Origin of the sequence: Burkholderia sp. 567 (assembly GCF_040545115.1) — a bacterium.
Taxonomy (GTDB): Bacteria; Pseudomonadota; Gammaproteobacteria; order Burkholderiales; family Burkholderiaceae; genus Burkholderia; species Burkholderia ambifaria.
Genome location: NZ_JBEPLG010000001.1, coordinates 826,451 through 844,343, shown reverse-complemented (window position 1 = coordinate 844,343; position 17,893 = coordinate 826,451). Strand labels below are relative to the sequence as shown.

Annotated in this window: 15 protein-coding genes; 5 read left to right on the top strand and 10 right to left on the bottom strand. The window is 69.0% G+C overall.

The features are described from left to right. Positions 1-51 precede the first annotated feature (51 nt). From ABIC50_RS03995 to ABIC50_RS03980, 4 genes are all read right to left on the bottom strand, one after another. Positions 52-1,881 carry a methyl-accepting chemotaxis protein gene (locus tag ABIC50_RS03995; protein WP_354161708.1) on the bottom strand — a complete coding sequence of 610 codons (1,830 nt, stop codon included), beginning with the start codon at positions 1,879-1,881 and terminating at the stop codon, positions 52-54. Between the two features lie 282 nt (positions 1,882-2,163). Then, the gene (locus ABIC50_RS03990) at positions 2,164-2,475 is read right to left on the bottom strand and encodes an AtuA-related protein (RefSeq protein WP_354161705.1); all 312 of its coding nucleotides are present in this window, start codon (positions 2,473-2,475) and stop codon (positions 2,164-2,166) included. Continuing rightward, on the bottom strand, positions 2,475-3,836 hold the full coding sequence (locus ABIC50_RS03985; RefSeq protein WP_334041343.1) for an acyclic terpene utilization AtuA family protein: 1,362 nt from the start codon (positions 3,834-3,836) through the stop codon (positions 2,475-2,477). Before ABIC50_RS03985 ends, ABIC50_RS03990 begins: the two co-directional genes overlap by 1 nt. Positions 3,837-3,872: 36 nt before the next feature. Continuing rightward, entirely contained in the window at positions 3,873-5,171 is a 1,299-nt protein-coding gene (locus ABIC50_RS03980) for a CitMHS family transporter (RefSeq protein ID WP_354161702.1), read from the bottom strand. A 97-nt stretch (positions 5,172-5,268) separates the two neighbouring features. Between ABIC50_RS03980 and ABIC50_RS03975 the strand changes: the two genes are divergently transcribed. Further along, positions 5,269-6,165: a LysR family transcriptional regulator gene (locus ABIC50_RS03975; RefSeq protein WP_126227536.1), complete on the top strand. Its 897-nt coding sequence runs from the start codon at positions 5,269-5,271 to the stop codon at positions 6,163-6,165. A 40-nt stretch (positions 6,166-6,205) separates the two neighbouring features. On the opposite strand, the gene ABIC50_RS03970 is transcribed toward ABIC50_RS03975, so the two are convergent. Both ABIC50_RS03970 and ABIC50_RS03965 read right to left on the bottom strand, forming a co-directional pair. Further along, positions 6,206-6,799: a flavin reductase family protein gene (locus ABIC50_RS03970; RefSeq protein WP_229062045.1), complete on the bottom strand. Its 594-nt coding sequence runs from the start codon at positions 6,797-6,799 to the stop codon at positions 6,206-6,208. Between the two features lie 121 nt (positions 6,800-6,920). Beyond that, positions 6,921-7,703 (bottom strand): hypothetical protein, encoded by a 783-nt coding sequence (locus ABIC50_RS03965; protein ID WP_354161699.1) that lies wholly within the window; start codon positions 7,701-7,703, stop codon positions 6,921-6,923. Between the two features lie 393 nt (positions 7,704-8,096). Here ABIC50_RS03965 and ABIC50_RS03960 point away from each other — a divergent pair, with 393 nt between their 5' ends. After that, entirely contained in the window at positions 8,097-9,257 is a 1,161-nt protein-coding gene (locus tag ABIC50_RS03960; protein WP_012363616.1) for a porin, read from the top strand. Positions 9,258-9,704: 447 nt separating this feature from the next. Further along, entirely contained in the window at positions 9,705-10,916 is a 1,212-nt protein-coding gene (locus ABIC50_RS03955) for a transglycosylase SLT domain-containing protein (protein WP_354161697.1), read from the top strand. 73 nt (positions 10,917-10,989) lie between these two features. Here the strand turns inward: ABIC50_RS03955 and ABIC50_RS03950 are convergent, their stop codons facing one another. Next, a complete protein-coding gene (locus tag ABIC50_RS03950; RefSeq protein WP_175655915.1) occupies positions 10,990-11,310 on the bottom strand; it encodes a hypothetical protein in 321 nt (106 codons plus the stop codon). A gap of 273 nt (positions 11,311-11,583) precedes the next feature. Further along, positions 11,584-12,330 (bottom strand): MipA/OmpV family protein, encoded by a 747-nt coding sequence (locus tag ABIC50_RS03945; RefSeq protein WP_165751224.1) that lies wholly within the window; start codon positions 12,328-12,330, stop codon positions 11,584-11,586. A 246-nt stretch (positions 12,331-12,576) separates the two neighbouring features. Here ABIC50_RS03945 and ABIC50_RS03940 point away from each other — a divergent pair, with 246 nt between their 5' ends. Together ABIC50_RS03940 and ABIC50_RS03935 are read left to right on the top strand one after the other, a co-directional pair. After that, the gene (locus ABIC50_RS03940) at positions 12,577-13,302 is read left to right on the top strand and encodes a response regulator (RefSeq protein ID WP_175663903.1); all 726 of its coding nucleotides are present in this window, start codon (positions 12,577-12,579) and stop codon (positions 13,300-13,302) included. Further along, positions 13,303-14,673: an ATP-binding protein gene (locus tag ABIC50_RS03935; RefSeq protein ID WP_354161694.1), complete on the top strand. Its 1,371-nt coding sequence runs from the start codon at positions 13,303-13,305 to the stop codon at positions 14,671-14,673. It begins immediately after the preceding gene. A gap of 166 nt (positions 14,674-14,839) precedes the next feature. Here ABIC50_RS03935 and ABIC50_RS03930 read toward each other — a convergent pair whose 3' ends face one another. Together ABIC50_RS03930 and ABIC50_RS03925 are read right to left on the bottom strand one after the other, a co-directional pair. Next, positions 14,840-15,820, bottom strand: a complete 981-nt coding sequence (locus ABIC50_RS03930) for an NADPH:quinone oxidoreductase family protein (RefSeq protein WP_175668480.1) — start codon at positions 15,818-15,820, stop codon at positions 14,840-14,842. 126 nt (positions 15,821-15,946) lie between these two features. Continuing rightward, positions 15,947-17,776 carry an acyl-CoA dehydrogenase gene (locus tag ABIC50_RS03925; RefSeq protein WP_354161691.1) on the bottom strand — a complete coding sequence of 610 codons (1,830 nt, stop codon included), beginning with the start codon at positions 17,774-17,776 and terminating at the stop codon, positions 15,947-15,949. Between the last annotated feature and the right edge of the window lie 117 nt (positions 17,777-17,893).

The window sequence follows — 17,893 nt, the reverse complement described above, 5'->3', positions numbered from 1 at the left end:
GCACGGCGCGGCATCGCAAGCGCGCATCGCACTGGCCCGGCGCGCGCCGCGTCACACCGGTGCGGTTTCGCCCGTTTGCGGCCGCGCCAGCTTGAATTCGCCCACTATTTGCGCGAGCTGCGCCGCCTGCTCGCGCAACAGCGCCGCGGCCGCGGCGGACTCCTCGACGAGCGCCGCGTTCTGCTGCGTCGAATGATCGAGCTGCGACACCGCCTGGTTCACCTGTGCAAGGCCGGTACTCTGCTCGTTCGCCGCGACCGTCATTTCCGCGATCACGCTCGTGATGCCGCGCACGCCCTCGACGATCTCGTCCATCGTGGCGCCCGCCGTGTGCACGAGCCCCGACCCGCCCTCGATCTTGTCGACGGACGCCTGGATTAGTTGCTTGATTTCCTTGGCGGCCTGCGCGCTGCGTTGCGCGAGCGTGCGCACCTCGCCCGCGACGACCGCGAAGCCGCGCCCGTGCTCGTTCGCGCGTGCCGCCTCGACGGCCGCATTCAACGCGAGGATATTGGTCTGGAACGCGATGCCGTCGATCACGCCGATGATGTTCGAGATTTCGTTCGACGCCGCCGTGATCTCGCCCATCGTCGCGACCACCTGGCTCACCACCTCGCCGCCGCGCATCGCGACGCCCGACGCCGATTCCGCGAGGCGGTTTACCTGCGTCGCCGCGTCGGCCGAGTTGCGCGCCGTGCCGGCAATCTCCTCGAGCGCCGCCGCGGTTTCCTGGAGGCTCGACGCCGCATGCTCGGTGCGGCCCGACAGGTCCTGGTTGCCCTGCGCGATCTCCGCGCTCGCCACGCTCACGGACTCGCTGAACCCGCGGATCTGCAGCAGGATCGCCGAAATCTTTTCCGCAAACAGGTTGAACGCGCGCGCGATCTGCGCCGCCTCGTCGTTGCCGTCCGCCCGCAGCCGCTTCGTCAGGTCGCCGCTGCCGCTGGCGACGTCGGTCAGCGCATCGCGCACCAGCAGCACGCGCTTGAATGCCGCGTTCGTCAGCGCACCGACGAGCGCGGCCGCGATACAGGCCACGATGACGATGGCCACGAGCGTCGTCGTCGCGACGGCCCGCATGCCGGCCGTCACGTCCGACCGGTCGAGCGCCATCACGAGTGACCAGTCGGTACCGGCGATCGGTTGCGCGCGCAACAGCTTCGTCACGCCGTCCACCGCGATCGCCACCGGCTCGCTCGCGCTCTGCAGGCTCGCGAGGTGCTCGGGCGTCAGTTCCGGCGACAACTGCACGGCCGGTTTCATGATCAGGTCGGTCTTCGCGCCCGCGATGAGGCGCCCGCCGCGGTCGACGAGAAACGCGAAACTCGCCGGCGTCGGGTGCATCGACGCGACGATCGCGCTCGCGCGTTCCATATAGAGACTCGCCGCCAGAACGCCCTTCAGCGCACCGCCGCGCATGATCGGCACCGCGAATGCAAAGGCCGGCTTGCCGGTCGACGCGTCCTGATACAGCGCGGTGACGACGAGCCGGCCGGCCTCGACCGCCTGCTTGTACCACGGGCGCGCGGTCGGATCGTAACCGGGCGCAAGGGGGATGTTCGAGAAGGCCGTGTGGTCCGGCAGGCCGAGCGTCAGCACCTGGAAGCCGCCCGACTTGCCGAGCAGCGTGAGTGCCGGCAGCGGATCGCCTTCGCCGATCGGCAGCGTATCCGCGAGCGCCTGGGTCTGCTGCGCGCGGCCGGCGACCCACTCGTCGAGCGCCAGCGCGTGGCCGGCCAGGACGGACTGGAGGTTCCGGTCGATGGTTTCGCCGTTGTGTCGCTTGACGACCTGGTACACGAGGCCGCCGGTGACGGCGAGCGCCGTGACGACGATGGCGACGCAGGTCGCCACGATCCGGGCGCGAATTGATGACAGCATGATGACGACGATCTCCGGTTGCGCGTTGTTATCGGACAGTCAATGAGTACGCAAACGGGTTTAACGACCGGCCGTGCGGCAACTTGAGGTTAGACTGGTCAGACCATGCAAAAAAATCTGCGGACGCGCCGGCTCGACCTCCGGAGTCTCGCGCCGAGCCACGCCTGTACGTTACAGGCGAACCGGTCGAGAACGCAGGCGCGGCGCCGCGAACGGCCGATTCTGCAACCGCGAACGTCACCATGAGCGCACGCCCCGCCAGCGACGCACACCATCACATCATCACACCGGCTCCGGCACCTCGATCGCCAGCAGCGCCGAACTGACCGACTTGCCGTGCGCGTCCAGCGCGAGCGAGCGCGTGACGCCGCCGCCGAGCGCATCGCGCAGCACGAAGTTGAATGCGGCCAGCGCCGGCAGTTCGTAGCGCACGACGTCGCCGTGCACGATGCCCGCGAGCCACGCCTTCACCGCCCGCGCATCGAGATGCGCGCGCAGGTGCTCGTAGTGACGCGGATCGCGGCAGATGACCGACACGTTCAGCGTATTGCCCTTGTCGCCGGTGCGCGCATGCGCGAGTTCACGCAGTTGCATCAGGCCTCCACGAATGAAAACGACGGCGTCACGGCCGCGCGCGGCAGCAGCACCGACTGCACCGCGATCACCTCGCGCGTCGACTTGAACGCGCCGCCGCCGCCGGCCGGCCCGTTCGTATATAGCGTCTCGACTTCGTTGCCGATCCGCGCGGCCTCGGCGGCAGTCGCCGCGCGGCCAGCCACCCGCACGCGGACTTCGGCCGGCTCGCCGCGCACGGCGGGCGTCGCGTCGCCGTACAGCGCATCAACGCCGATCAGATCGAAGCGCAACTCGGTCGCGGCCACGCCGGTGAGCGCAAGCCGCTCGCGGACGATGTCGAGCGCGAGCCGCGCGCGCGCCAGTGCCCCCGGCCCGCCGTACGAGATCTGCCCTTCGCCGATATGGCCGTCGACATACGCGACCGACACCTTCAACGTGTCGGGGCGCGCGGTGCCGCGCCCGCCCGTCACCCGCACGCGGTCCGGCGCCTCCTCCGCGACGGCCACGCGCGTGAAATCCGCGACGACGTCGGGCTGCAGGTAGCGCGCCGGATCGTGGATCTCGTACAGCAGCTGTTCCTTGCAGGTCGCCGCGCTCACGCGGCCGCCCGCGTGCGGCACCTTGGTGATCACGACCGAGCCGTCGGCCGCGACCTCTCCGATCGGGAAGCCGAGCCGCGCGAGATCCGGCACGTCCTTGTAGCCGGGGTCGGCGAAATAGCCGCCCGTCACCTGCCCCGCGCATTCGAGCAAATGGCCGACGACCGTCGCGGCCCCCAGCGTGTCCCAGTCGTCCATCCGCCAGCCGAACGCATGGATCAGCGGCGCGGCGAACAGCGACGGATCGGCGACGCGCCCCGTCAACACGACGTCCGCGCCGGCCGCGAGCGCGTCGACGATCGGCGCGGCGCCGAGATACGCGTTCGCGGATACGATGCGCTCGCGATACGCGGCGACTTCGTCGCCCGACTCCTCGAAACGCAACGCGCCGCGCAGCACGACGTCGAGCACGTCGTCGCCTTCGACCGCCGCGACCTTCAGCCCCGCGAGGCCGAGCGACCGCGCGATCTGCGCGGTGCGCCGCGCGGCCGCGCGCGGGTTGGCCGCGCCCATGTTCGACACGATCCGCACGCGCTTGGCCGCGGCCACCGGCAGCACGGCCTGCATGCGCGCGTCGAGCAGCGGATCGTAGCCGAGCGACGGATCCTTGCGCCGCGCCTGCTGCGCGATCGCGATCGTGCGCTCGGCCAGGCATTCGAAGACGAGATAGTCGAGCTGCCCGTGTTCGGCCAGTTCGACCGCCGGCTCGATCCGGTCGCCCGAGTAGCCGGCGCCCGCGCCGATGCGCACGCGCCGTTCGTGTGGAGGCTTTGCTGTCATGTCGGTACCGTCATCCGGCGCGCGCGCCGGGAACAATCAAAAAACGCCCAGCACGACGCACGCGATCGTCATCACGATCGAGGCGCCGAACAGCAGCGGGAACGTGAACTTCTGGTGCTCGGCCAGCTCGATCCCGCACAGGCCGACGACGAGGAACGTCGCGGGCGTCAGCGGGCTGACCGGAAAGCCGGTCGTCATCTGGCCGAGCAACGCGGCCTGCCCGACATGCACGGCCGGCACGCCGAACTGGCCGGCCACCTCCGCGATCACCGGCAGCACGCCGAAGTAGAACGAATCGGGATCGAACAGCATGCTGAGCGGCATCGACGCGAGGCCGAGCGCGACCGGAATGTGGCCGGCCATCGACGGCGGCACGAAGCCGACCGCCGCCTGCGCCATCGCCTTCAGCATGCCGCTGCCCTGCATGATCCCGGTGAACACCCCGGCCGCGAGCAGGATGCCGGCCATCATCAGCGCCGCGCGCGCGTGCGCGTCGATGCGCTTTCGCTGCATGTCGACGTTCGGGTAGTTCACCATCAGCGCGACGCACAGCCCGACCATGAACATGATCGCGGGAGGAATCTTCTCGCCCATCACGACCATCGTGCCGAGCACGACGAGCGTCAGCACCAGGTTGAACCAGAACAGGTGCGGCCGGCGCAGCGCCTGCTCGTCGGGCGTCAGCTCGCGTTTGGGCAGCGGAATCGATGCATCGTCGCGCGACAGGCCGAGCCGCTTCTCCTCGCGCCGGCCAAGCCAGTACGCGACGCCGAACACGAACACGAGCCCGATCGCCTGCACCGGAATCAGTGGATTGAACAGCGCCGACACCGGCAGGTGCAGCGACGCCGACGCGCGAATCATCGGCCCCGTCCACGGCAGGAAGTTGATCCCCGCGGCCATCGACACGGCCGCGGCCAGCACGCGCCGGTCCATCTTCAGGCGGTCGTACAGCGGCAGCACTGCGGGAATCGTCACGAGAAAGCAGACGGCGCCCGAGCCGTCGAGGTGGATCAGCAGCGCGAGCAGCGTCGTGCCCATCACGATGCGCGTAGGCCGCGTGCCGACCGCGCGCAGGATCCGGTCGATGATCGGATCGAGCGTGCCGGCGTCGGTGATCGTCCCGAAATAGAGGATCGCGAAGACGAACATCCCGACCACGGGCGCGAGGCCCTTCAGCCCGTCGATCACGAATTTGCTCGTATGCAGCCCGAAGCCGCCGATCAGCGACGCCGCGATCGGCACGATGATCAGCGCGGCGAGCGGTGACATCCGCTTCGACAGAATCGCGGCCAGCAGCACGACGATCGTGCCAAGCCCGAGTAACGGCAGCATCCGTGTCTCCTACCTTGTCTTTTGTTGGAGACGAGCGTAAGGTCGGCGCAGCGATAGCACAATTGAAATGATTTGATCGCAGCAATCACGAATCGTTATGGATCTGAATCTTCGCGACATTCGCGCGTTCGTCACCGTCGCCCACGCCGGCAACTTCACGCGTGCGGCCGCGCGGCTGCATCTGTCGCAACCGGCGCTGACCGTGCAGATCCGGCGGCTCGAGGAAATCGTCGGCGCGCGGCTGTTCGACCGCAATAGCCGCAGCGTCGCGCTCACGCAGACCGGGCGCGAACTGCTGCCGCTGCTGCAGCGCTCGCTCGACGACATGGAGCGCGTGCTGCGCGATGCGCGTGCGCTCGGCGAAGGCGCGAGCGGCACGGTGCGGCTCGCGTGCCTGCCGACCTTCGCGTCGAGCCTGCTGCCGGAGCTGATCCAGTCGTTCCGGCACGACGTGCCGCGCGCGGGCTTCGAGATTCGCGACGGGGTCGCGAGCCTCGTCACCGCGCTGGTGCGCAACGAGGAAGCCGATCTCGGCCTGACGGGCGGCGATGCGTTCGATGCGTCGCTGGAGGTGCTGTACGTGGGCGCCGACCGGCTCGTCGCCGTGTGCCCGAAGGATCATCCGCTCGCGCGCAAGCGGCGCGTGCGCACCGCCGACGTCGCCGCGCTGCCGCTCGTGCTGACCGCGCGGGGCACGAGCGTGCGCGGCGTGGTCGATGCCGCACTGGACGCGGCCGGCTGCACGCCCGACATCGCGTGCGAACCGACCTACATGATGACGGCCGTCGCGATGGTGCGCGGCGGGCTCGGCGTGACGATCCTGCCGGCGACCGCGCGCGAGGTGCGCGCCGAGCCGGACCTCGTCGCGAAGCCGATCGACGACCCCGCGTTCGTGCGGCCGATCGCGCTCGTCGTGAAGCGCGGGCGCACGCTGCCGCGCGTCACGCAGGCGTTCGCCGACGCGATGCTGGCGGCGTTGAAAAAGCGCGCGTGAGCCGCGCGCCTGGAACTGCGGCCGACCACCGGCCGGCGGCTTACCGCGGGTCCGGCTGGCCCGGATCGACGTGCAGCGATTCGCCGATCGCATAGAAGTTGCCGCCCGCGATGTAATGCAGGCTGCGCAGCGCCGGATCGGCCGATTCGAAATACCAGTGACCGTCGCGGAACACGCGCGTGTCGGACCACGCGCCGACCACCTCGCCGATGAACAAGTCGTAGGTTTGCTGGTTGTGCGGCTCGGGAATCAGCTTGCACGCGAGCCAGCCGGAGCAGCCGGCGACGAACGGCAGGTCGTGGCCTGGTACGTCGAACAGCGTGACGCCCGCGTCGCGCAGCTTGTCGGGCCGCTCGGCGAGACTGTGGCTGCCGACCGCATGCGTGAGTTGCAGCTGCGCGGCCGTCGGCACCTGGATCACGAACCTGCCGCTGCGCTCGACGAGCTCGCGCGTCTTCGCGGACTTGTCGAGCACGACCGTCAGCTTCGGCGGCAGGAAATCGAGCGCGCAGGCCCATGCGGCGGCCATCACGTTGTCGACACCGTCGTGGCGGGCCGACACGAGCACGGTCGGGCCGTGGTTGAGGAGACGGTAGGCTTTCTGCAGCGCCACCGGCGCGATGTGACTGTCCATGCGGGTTCCCTGGTGAGCGGCGCGGCGCACGCCGGCCGAAGCGCGAATTCTCGCACTCAATGCCAATTGCCGCCGACGCTGCGCGCGCGCCGCCCGGCACACGCCGGCGCGCCGCGTTGCATCAGCGCCGCCCCGCCGCCCAGTCGAGCGCCGCGTCGAACAGCGCGAGCCCGGCCGGCGACAGGTTGGCGAACGTGTCGTTGGCGAGAAAGAACATCACGCGGCGCGCCGGCGCGAGCGCTTCGTAGTCCATCGTCGCGCCCTTCTCGTACGCGAAAATCGCGGCCTTGTCCGGCTGCCCGTACACGGTCGCGATCGTGATCGCGCCGAGCCCCGGCCTGCCCCAGCTCATCGGCGCCTGCTTGCCGTACACGTCGGCCACGCCGGCCGGCAATCCGGCCGAGATCGAATGCGGCGCGTTGACGAGCCACAGATAGCGCTCCTTGCCCGTTTCGCCGAAGTCGACGTCGTGGCGCTTGCCCGTCATCGCGAGATCGTCGAGCAGGTCGTTCTCCCACGTGACGAGCGGCTTGTCGAGCGTGCGCCAGCCGGGCCGCACGTTCTTCGACGACACCGTCGACGAGATCACGACGAGATCGGCATCGCGCGCCGCGTCGGGCGTCGCGCTCTCGTCGATCAATCGCACCGCGTAGCCGCGCTCGCCGAGATGCTGGCCGATCCGTTCGTCGACCTTCAGGTTCGGGCCGTGCAGCTGCACGAGCATCGCGACGCGCGTGACGGGCGGCGCCCCGACCGCAGCCGCGGCATCGGCGGCGCGCACAGGCATACTGGCCGACAGACCCGCGCACAGGGCGAACGCCGCACCCGCGAGCGAGCGCAACGCGCGACGCCGGGTGCCGGTAATCGCGGCGCGCGCGGCGCCCGTCTTGATCTTCCGGTTCATCAGGTTCTTCTCCGAAGCCGCGCGTCGTCATGCGCGACGTGCGGCAATTGCATGAAACAAGTGGGACACGTGCAATAGCATATTCGGGCCGCATCGCGCGATTCGATTCCATTAAATAATGAATTGACGAATCCATGACAAACGCCGTTTTAGCGAAATCCGATCGAAAATCCCACGGAATTATCACGAATCCGGCAATACGCCGATCGCACTATCTTGAAATTCAGGTCGATTAGCACACAGCGCACAATAATCTGAATCTCTCAACAGGCCTTTGCGCAGCATGTGCCTGTCTGCTTTAGGTCACATCGGAGAATTCCATTTTTGCCGTTCGGCGGCGGCTCTGTAGTCTCCTGCCATTCCGGTTCACGCACCCCATGGCAAGGAGATGAAATGAAACGCACGACCCTCTCGCTGATTTCGCTCGCGTCGTTCGCCGCGATCCCCGCCGCGCACGCGCAGTCGAGCGTGGCGCTGTACGGCGTGATCGACACGTCGATCACGTACGTGAATCACGCGCAGGGCAAGGACAACGCATGGATGCTCGGCAACAGCAGCGCGGGCAACCTCTCCGGCAGCCGCTGGGGCGTGAAAGGCACCGAAGATCTCGGCGGCGGGCTGAAGGCGCTGTTCCAGCTCGAGAATGGCTTCGACCCGAGCAACGGCCGGCAGGGCCAGGGCGGCCGCCTGTTCGGCCGGCAGGCATTCGTCGGGCTGACGAGCGAGCGCTACGGCACCCTCACGTTCGGCCGCCAGTACGATCCGCTCGTCGACCTCGTGCAGGGCATCACCGCCGACAACTATCTCGGCAGCGTGTTCGCGACACCGGGCGACGTCGACAACTACGACAACAGCTTCCGCGTCGACAACGCGGTGAAGTACACGTCGGCCGTATATTCGGGGCTGCAGTTCTCCGCGATGTACTCGTTCGGCGGCATCGCCGGCAGCACCGGCGCCGCGCAGTCGTATTCGGCGGCCGTGTCGTACAACAACGGGCCGTTCAGCGTCGCCGGCGGCTACTTCCACGCGACCAACAGCCCCGCGTCGAACGGCCTGCGCGACGGCTGGACCAGCTCGTCGGACGGCACCTTCGACGGCCCGATCAACAGCGGCTATGCGAGCGCGCACTCGATCGGGATCGCCCGCATCGCGGGCCAGTACGTCGCCGGCCCGTTCACGTTCGGCCTCGGCTACAGCAACGCGCAGTACCGTCGCGACGCAAGCTCGGCGTTCGACTCGAACGAGCACTACAACACCGGGCAAGGCTTCGTGAACTACCAGGCGACCGATGCGCTGCTCGTCGGCGTCGGCTACAGCTATACGCGCTCGGGCGGCGATACGTCGGCGACCTATCACCAGGTGTCGGCCGGCGCGGACTACAGCCTGTCGAAGCGCACCGACGTGTACCTGAGCGCCGCGTATCAGCATGCGAGCGGCCAGACCGGCGACGGCAAAGGCGGATCGATGGCCGCGCAGGCATCGATCGCGTCGTACGGCTATGCAGGCACGAGCTCGCAGACGATGGTCAACCTCGGGCTGCGTCACCGCTTCTGAGCGACGGGGGCGGCTGCGGGCGGTGTCGTGATGTCGCGGTGCCGCGCGGCCGGCCGGTCGGTATCGGATCGCGGATGCCGGATGGCGGATTCGCCAAGACGGCGGCTACGGCCGCCGCCGCCATTTCCGGGCCCCGCAGCGGCGCCCGCACCATGTTCGTTTCACATCGCTGCATGATTCATCGCAGTATTCCGCATTCACGGCGCAACTGACGCGCGACGTCAGTATTGCGACTCCGCTCGAGCGCCGGCCTGCGCGCGAAAATCAGCCGTTTTTACCGCTTCCATCCGGTCGCGCGACGATCCCCGCGCAGCGGAAAAGGCGCAATAAACACACCGGCAAATGCAAAGGAAAGTTTGACGCGAGCCATTTGACTGCGCGCTATGGCACACTTCGCGTCTGCGTAATTTCCTTGCACCGGGCGGCCGGATCCCGCCCCATCCTGCCATGCCGCGTCATACTGCCCGTTCGATCAGCCCCGCCACGCCGAAGATCGCCGCGACGATCGCGCTGTCGTGCGCGCTGCACGGCGCCGCGTGGGCCGATTGCCTCGACGACGCGGCCACGTTCCAGCACGTGAGCGTGAGCCTGCTGCGCGGCATCGCGCAGGTCGAATCGGGGATGAATCCGAACGCGATCAACACGAACACGAACGGCACCGTCGACATCGGCCTGATGCAGATCAACAGCACCTGGCTGCCGACGCTCGCGCGCGAAGGCATCACGCGGGAAAGCCTGTTCGATGCGTGCACCAACGCGTACGTCGGCGCATGGATCCTGTCGCAGAACATCCGCCAGCTCGGCGCCAACTGGACCGCGATCGGCGCGTACAACGCCGCGTCGCCCGACAAGCGCCTCGCGTATGCCCGCAAGGTCTATGATGCAATCCGGACCATGCCGGATTCGCCGGATACTCCCATGCCCATCCTGCCTCCTTCCTTTACGCCGCCGCAGCAGGTGCAGGCGTACAACCCGTTCGCGAGCCTGAGCGTATCCGCGCCGCCGGCCGCACGGGCCCGCACGCTGTCACCGGCCGCCCCGCCGCCGCAAGGCGGTCCCGCCGGCCCGGCCGGCACGTACAACTTCGGCTGGACCGTCACGGGCGCCGACCAGGCCAAGCCGACCCAAGTGTTCGACGACGGTGCGCGGATCTACGTGCAGTTCAGCGACATGAAGCATATGCCGGCGATCTTCACCGAGACGTCGTCGGGCCGCGTGCTGATGTCGTGGGAGCTGCAGTTCCCGTATGCCGTTCTGACGCGCCCCGCGCAAACGTTGATCTTTCAGCTCGGTCCGTTCGAGGCGCGCGCGCAGCGCGGCGCGGCGGGGGCAACGACGCAGGCTGGGGCTGGGGCAGCGGCGGGAACATCGCGTTCGGGGGCGACGACGGCCGCCACCACGCCTGCGGGGAAACCGCACGCGAATGCATCGACCAAGCGCACGGCGTCGGCCGACGCGCTGTGGTATGTGAACACGCCGTCGACATCGGGATCGGCAGCGACGGCGAATACCGCCCCAACGACAACCACGTCGGCGTCGTCAAACACGCCGGCCACGTGGCCCACCGCGGTGACGTCGAACACGCCGCCGCCGGCCGCCACACCTCAGGCGCCGGCCGCGCGCGTCAGCACCGACGCGCTCTGGTATATCTCGAAGTAACGCGCGCGGGTTCGCACGCCCGGCGCGGCCGGCAAACGGCATGCGACTCGGCCGGCCCCGCCGGCCTCATCGATCACCCGCGCCGCACCCAGATCACCTTGCCGTCGCGAATGCCGAGGTCGCGGCGCTCCTCGCGATAGTCCATCGTGCCAGGCAGCGACTTGCCGTCGCGCTCGAGCACGCGCCACAGGCACCCGTCGAGCAGCGCGGTCGCCTCGGCTTCGGTCTTGCCGATCAGCGCATCGTCCGGCGCCGCGTCTGCGCTGCACATCGGCGCGGTGTTTCGCGCCGCGCCGCCGGCGGTCGCGTTGGGGTGCTTCGTATTCATGTCCGCACATCCTGCAAAGGTTGCGCTCGCAACGAGTGCAACGAGCATCGCGATCGTGTTCTTCACTGGCTTCTCCGTGTCGCGGCCCGGCGATCCATGTACGGCAGTCGCGCACGGCCGGGCATTGCATGCGTGATGGGTGTCGCGCGTCACCGGCCGCTTCCTGACGGATGCCGGCCGGCACACGGCGGCGTTGCACGACGCGGTCGAATCGATTCGGCGCACGTGCGTCGCGGGCCCGGCGTGGTGCCGGAACCGCCTGCATGTTACCGCACGCGATGCGCGGCAACGGCGCGACGCCGACGCATCGCGTGCGGCATACGCGCGCCGGTCTCTCGTTCAGAACTTGTAGGTCGCGCCGGCCATCCCGTAGTAGTTGCTGCGCGACTGGACGATCGGGCTGTCGCCGTAGCGCCCGAGCAGCCGCGTCACGCCGCCCGTCGCGAGCACCGACCAGTGCCGCGACAGGTTCCAGTTCCATGCGACCGACACCGTCGCGCTGTCGATCCCGCCGCTCGTCGAATACGGCCGGAAGCGGCTCGTCATCGACTGCGCGTCCGTCACGCCGTAGAACGTCTGCGTATAGCGGCCGGTGCCGGCATGCACGCTGCCCGTCACGATGATCTCGTGCTGCGCGGTCTTGAACACCGGCACCGCGAGATCGACATGCCCGGACACGCCGCGCGACGTATGCGTCACCGGCGTGTCGACCGTGACGCTCAGTTCGGCCGCGTCGAGCAGCGTCACGCCGGCCCGCACGCCGATGAGCACCGAGCCCGGAATCCGGCCCATCCCCTTCAGGTAGTCCGAACCCGGCAGGTCGAAGCGGTTCTCGTCCGCGCGGCCGGGGTCGTAGCTCACTGCCGCCGACACGAACGCACCGTGCGGCAGGTCCAGCCGGTAGCCGGCGCCTTCGCGACTATCGATGAAGAAGCCTTTGCCGAACTTCGCGGAAAGCCCCGGTGCGACGACGCCGCGATACTGGTTGCTGCCCGGGTAGCGCGGCGCGAACCCGCCGCCGAGCGAAATCGAATACTGGTTCTCCGCGTGAGCGGCCGCGGCAAGGGTCAGGCCGGCAAGCGGCACGCAATAGCGGGAACGGCGAAGGGTTGAGCGCACAATATTGAGATATGAGTGACGGAGCCCGCAGTCTAGGTGCCGCCGTGCAGCGGGGTTGTCCGTAATCTGCGGGGAATCTGTGCTCAATTGTGTTTGATTGTTCGCGATTGTCGTCCTGCTGCCCGGGGCGCCGGAACGCCGGCTAGAATTCGCGTGCCGCGCCGCGCGCCCGCGTGCGGGGAGCCGGGACGACGCGCGCATATCGAGGAGACCATGTACGACAATCCGCTCAAATACCGTGTGCTGCTGATCGAGGACGACGACCGCCTCGCGCAGCTCGTGCGCGAATACCTCGACAACTATGAATTCACGGTAACGGTCGTGCGGCGTGGCGACCTGGCCGTCGCGGCGGTGCGCGAGCACGAGCCCGCGCTCGTGATACTCGACCTGATGCTGCCGAATCTCGACGGGATGGAAGTGTGCCGGCGCATTCGCGCATTCACCAACGTCCCGGTGCTGATTCTCACCGCACGCGCGGACGTCTACGATCAGGTCGCGGGCCTCGAAACCGGCGCCGACGACTACGTGACGAAGCCGATCGAGCCGCGCGTGCTGGTCGCGCGCGCCCGCGCGCTGCTGCGTCGGGCACGGCCGGCCGCGACGGAAACCCGCGCCGCCGCGCCCGACGCGTTGATCTTCGGCGAACTGACGATCTCGCCGCCGAACCGCACGGTCACGTGGCGCGGCGATCCGGTCGACCTGAAGACGGCCGAATTCAACCTGCTGCTGATCCTCGCGCGCGCGGCCGGCACCGTGCTGAGCCGCGACGACATCCTGAAGCAGTTGCGCGGGATCGAGTTCGACGGGCTCGACCGCTCGGTCGATTCCGGCATCTCGAAGCTGCGGCGCCGTTTCGAGGATGCGTCGTCGGAGCCGCACAAGATCAAGACGATCTGGGGCCGCGGCTACCTGTTCAGCCCTTCCGCGTGGGACGAATAAATGCTGCGTCCGTTGATCAGGCTGTACCTCATCGTGATCCTGTGCGGCGCCGGATCGATCGCGTTCATCCAGTTCTCGTTCGACCGGATCTTCTACGAACGCGCGGCGCAGGCGCAGCGAGACTCGCTGACCACCTATGCGTTCGTGCTGAACGATTATCTCGAACGCCATCCGGGCGCGCAGCGCACGCTCGCGCTGCGCGAGCTCGCGAAGCACGGCAAGGAAGGATTCGACTTCGTGACGATGGCAGACGCTCGCGCCCAATTGAGCGGCGCGCCACTGCGCGACCTCGACGCCGGCAAGATCGCGATCGGCTACGACGGCAAGGATTACTACATGCCGCTCGCGGACGGTTCCGTGCTGCATGCGCGCCCGATCCAGCCCTTCGACCTCGACATCAAGATTTACGCCTACTTGCTGCTCGCGCTCGCCGCGCTGTTCGCGGTCGTGCTGTGGATCTCGTATCACTGGCGCGACCTGCGCAGGCTGCAGGCCGCCGCCCATGCGTTCGGCGCGGGCCGTCTGTCGACCCGCGTGAAGCTGTCCGGCCGGTCGAACATCTACGAGCTGTCGCAGCAGTTCAACGACATGGCCGAGCGGATCGAGGCGTCGATCAAGCAGCAGCGCGAGATGATGCACGGGATCTCGCACGAGCTGAAGACGCCGCTCGCGCGCCTCGAATTCGGGCTCGCGCTGCTCGCCGAATCCGACGAGAGCGGCCGGATGCGCGAACGCCGCGACGAACTGCGGCGCGACGTGCGCGAACTCGACGAGCTGGTGACCGAGCTGCTGACGATCGGGCGGCTCGAACAAGGCGCCAGCGAGCTCGCGCCGATGGACGTCGTCGTCGATGCACTGATCGACAGCGTCGCCGGCAACGTCGCGAACGACCTCAACGATCGCGGCATCACGCTCGACGTGTCGACGACCGGCGCGCCCGCCACCCACGTGTGCGATCCGAAACTCGTCGCTCGCGCGCTGCTCAACCTGATCCGCAACAGCGCGCGCTATGCGGCGCGCACGGTCCTGCTATCGGCGACGCACGATGCGTCCGGTGCGCTGGTGCTGAGCGTCGATGACGACGGCCCCGGCATTCCGGCCGCCGAGCGCGCGCGCGTGTTCGAACCGTTCCAGCGGCTCGATTCGAGCCGCGACCGGCAGACCGGCGGGTTCGGCCTCGGGCTCGCGATCGTGCGGCGCGTTGCGCTCGTGCACGGCGGCAACGTGCGGCTCGAGGATTCGCCGCTCGGCGGCGCACGCTTCGTGATTTCGCTGCCGGCGCGGACCTTGCCGGACTTCCGCGGCAACGCGCAGGCGAGTCCGGCATGCGGCCGGGTCGATCTGACCGGCGCGGCTTCATTGCTCCGCTGAGCGGATGCGCGGCGGAGCGGTGGCGAGGCGGCACGGCGGCACGGCGGCACGGCGGCACGGCGGCACGGCGGCACGGCGGCACGGCGGCACGGCGGCACATGATGCGCCGCCCCACTCCCGCCCGCCGCGCATCGAACCGCCGCCGCATGGTCCATTGTCAGCGTAATCACGCGTCCGGCAGAATCACGACCTTGCCCTTGACCTGCCGGTTCGCCATGCGTGCGATCGCGTCGGCCGCACCCGACAGCGGCACGCGCTCGGTGATCGCCGGCCGCACCTTGCCGGCCGCGAACCATTGCGCCAGCTGGCGCATGTTCACCGCGTGCTCCGCGGGATCGCGCCGGACCGCGTCGCCCCAGAACACGCCGAGAATATCGCGCTCCTTCAGCAGCGCCAGGTTCAGCGCGATCTTCGGAATCTCGCCGGCCGCGAAACCGACCACGAGGAACCGGCCGCGCCACGCGGTCGCGCGCAGCGCCGCCTCGCTGTACGCGCCGCCGACCGGATCGTAGACGACGTCCGCGCCGCGCCCGCCGGTCAGTTCGTCGACGCGGCGCCGCAGGTCCTCGGTCGCATAGTCGATCGTGTCGTCGGCGCCGGCAGCGCGGCACAGCGCGAGCTTGTCCGCGCTCGACGCGGCCGCGATCACGCGCGCGCCCAACGCCTTCGCGATCTCGATCGCCGCCAGCCCGACGCCGCCCGCCGCCCCCAGCACCAGCAGCGTCTCGCCCTGCAACAGACGCGCGCGCTGCTGCAACGCATGCAGCGACGTACCGTAGGCCAGCACCAGCGCCGCGCCCTGCTCGAACGTCATCCCCGGCGGCAGCGCCGCGATCTGGTGCACGTCGGCCACGCACTGCTCGGCGAAGCCGCCGTGACCAGTGAACGCGACCACCTCGTCGCCCGGCCGCCATGCGCTCACGCCGTCGCCGACCGCATCGATCACGCCGGCGAATTCCGCTCCGGGCGAGAACGGCAGCGCCGGCTTCACCTGATACAACCCCTGGACGATCAGCGCATCGGGGAAGTTGAGCGACGCCGCCTTCACGCGAATCCGCACCTGGCCCGCGGCCGGTTCGGGAATCGCGACGTCGTCGATACGCAAGCGGTCGATCGGGCCGAATGCGGTACACATCAGGGCTTTCATGCTTTCCTCTCTCCTTGCGCGACGTCGCCGCGCATCGATACGGCAGCGGGACACGCCCGCGCAAGCGGCGCGCGGCGCACGCACATCGGCCTGCACCGCGGCACCGTCATCCGTGCATCGCGACGCTCAGAACCATGCGTCGCGCATCTCGAGCGTCGTCGTATCGACGCTCGCCAGCAGATCGAGCTGCGCGTCCATCTTCGGCAGCTCCCAGCGAAAGAAGTAACGCGCGGCGGCGCGCTTGCCGTCGTGGAAATCGCCGTCGTGCCCGTGCGCGGCAAGCGTCACGTCGAGCCACAGCCACGCGACGACCAGATGGCCGAACGCCTCCAGATAGACGCTCGCATTCGCGAGCCGCACCTGCGGATCGTCAAGCGCGGCCAGCGCGCGCGTGACCTCGACGAGCCGTGCCCAGCGCAGCGCGAGTGCGTCGGCATGCGCGCGCGCGTCGCCCTCCGCGGCCCGTGCGCGCTGGAGCGTCGCGCCGATGCGCGCATCGAGCGTGCGCAGCAGCGCACCGCCGTCCTGGCCGACCTTGCGGCCCAGCAGGTCGAGCGCCTGAATGCCATGCGTGCCTTCGTGGATCGGGTTCAGGCGGTTGTCGCGATACAGTCGCTCGACCGGATAGTCGCGCGTATAGCCGTAGCCGCCATGCACCTGGATCGCGAGATCGTTGGCCGCGAGGCACCACTGCGACGGCCAGCTTTTCGCGATCGGCGTCAGGATGTCTAGCAGTTGCGCGGCCTCCGCGCGCGCCGCCGCATCGTCATGCGCGCGCGCTTCGTCGACGAGCCGCGCGCAGTACAGGATCAGCGCGAGCCCGCCTTCGACGTACGCCTTCTGCGCGAGCAGCATGCGCCGCACGTCCGGATGCGCGACGATCGGCGCCTGCGGCGCGGCCGCGTCCTTGCCGGCCGGTCCGAGCGCGCGCCCTTGCGGCCGGTTGCGCGCGTAGTCGAGCGCGTGCAGGTAACCGGTGTAGCCGAGCGCCACCGCGCCCGCGCCGACGCCGATGCGTGCCTCGTTCATCATGTGGAACATGTAGGCGAGGCCGTGATTCGGTTCGCCGACCAGATAGCCGATCGCGCCGGCGCGACCCTGCGGACGATGGCGCGTGCCTTCGCCGAAGTTCAGCAGGCAGTTGGTCGTGCCGCGATAGCCCATCTTGTGATTCAGGCCGGCCAGCACCACGTCGTTGTGCTCGCCGCGCGCGGCGCCGTCGTCGGTCGGCAGGTACCTGGGGACGATGAACAGCGAGATGCCGCGCGTGCCGGGCAGAAGCCGGCCCTGTTCGTCGGGAATCTTCGCGAGCACGAGGTGGACGATGTTCTCCGCCAGCTCGTGCTCGCCGCCGGAAATCCACATCTTGTTGCCGGTGATCCGGTAGCGCGGGCCGAGCGGCGACGCGCACTCGAAATCGGCGCGCGTTACGATGTCGGACAGCGACGAGCCAGCCTGCGGCTCCGACAGGCACATCGTGCCGAAGAAGCGCCCTTCCAGCTCGGGACGCGCGAACGCGTCGATCTGCGCGGGGCTGCCGTGCGCGAGCAGCAGGTTGGCGTTTGCGACGGTGAGGAACGGATATGCGGCGGTCGCGATGTTCGCGGCCTGGAAGAACAGGAACGATGCGGCTTCGACGAGCTTCGGCAACCGCATCCCGCCGAACGCTTCGTCCTGGCCCGCGGCGATCAGGCCGGCAGCCGCGAAGGCCCGCACGGCCGGCTCGACGTCAGGGATCAGCGTCACGCGCTCGCCGTCGAACCGCGGCTCCTCGCGATCGCCGCGCGCCGCATGCGGCGCGAACAGGTCGGCGGCGATTCGCTCGCTGGTATCGAGCACCGCATCGAAGGTCTCGCGGCTGTGCTCCGCATAGCGCGGCAGCGCGCCGAGCGCGTCGGCATCGAGCCAGTCGTACAGCAGGAACGCGAGATCGCGTCGCGACATCAGCAGGCTCATCGTGACGCCCTCCGCGTGGCCTGCGTTTTCCCCATCGTCGACGGCCGCACGTGCGCGGTCCGACCGTGCGCGGCCCGACCGTGCGCGGCCCGGTCGATCCACGGGTGCTCGATCGAT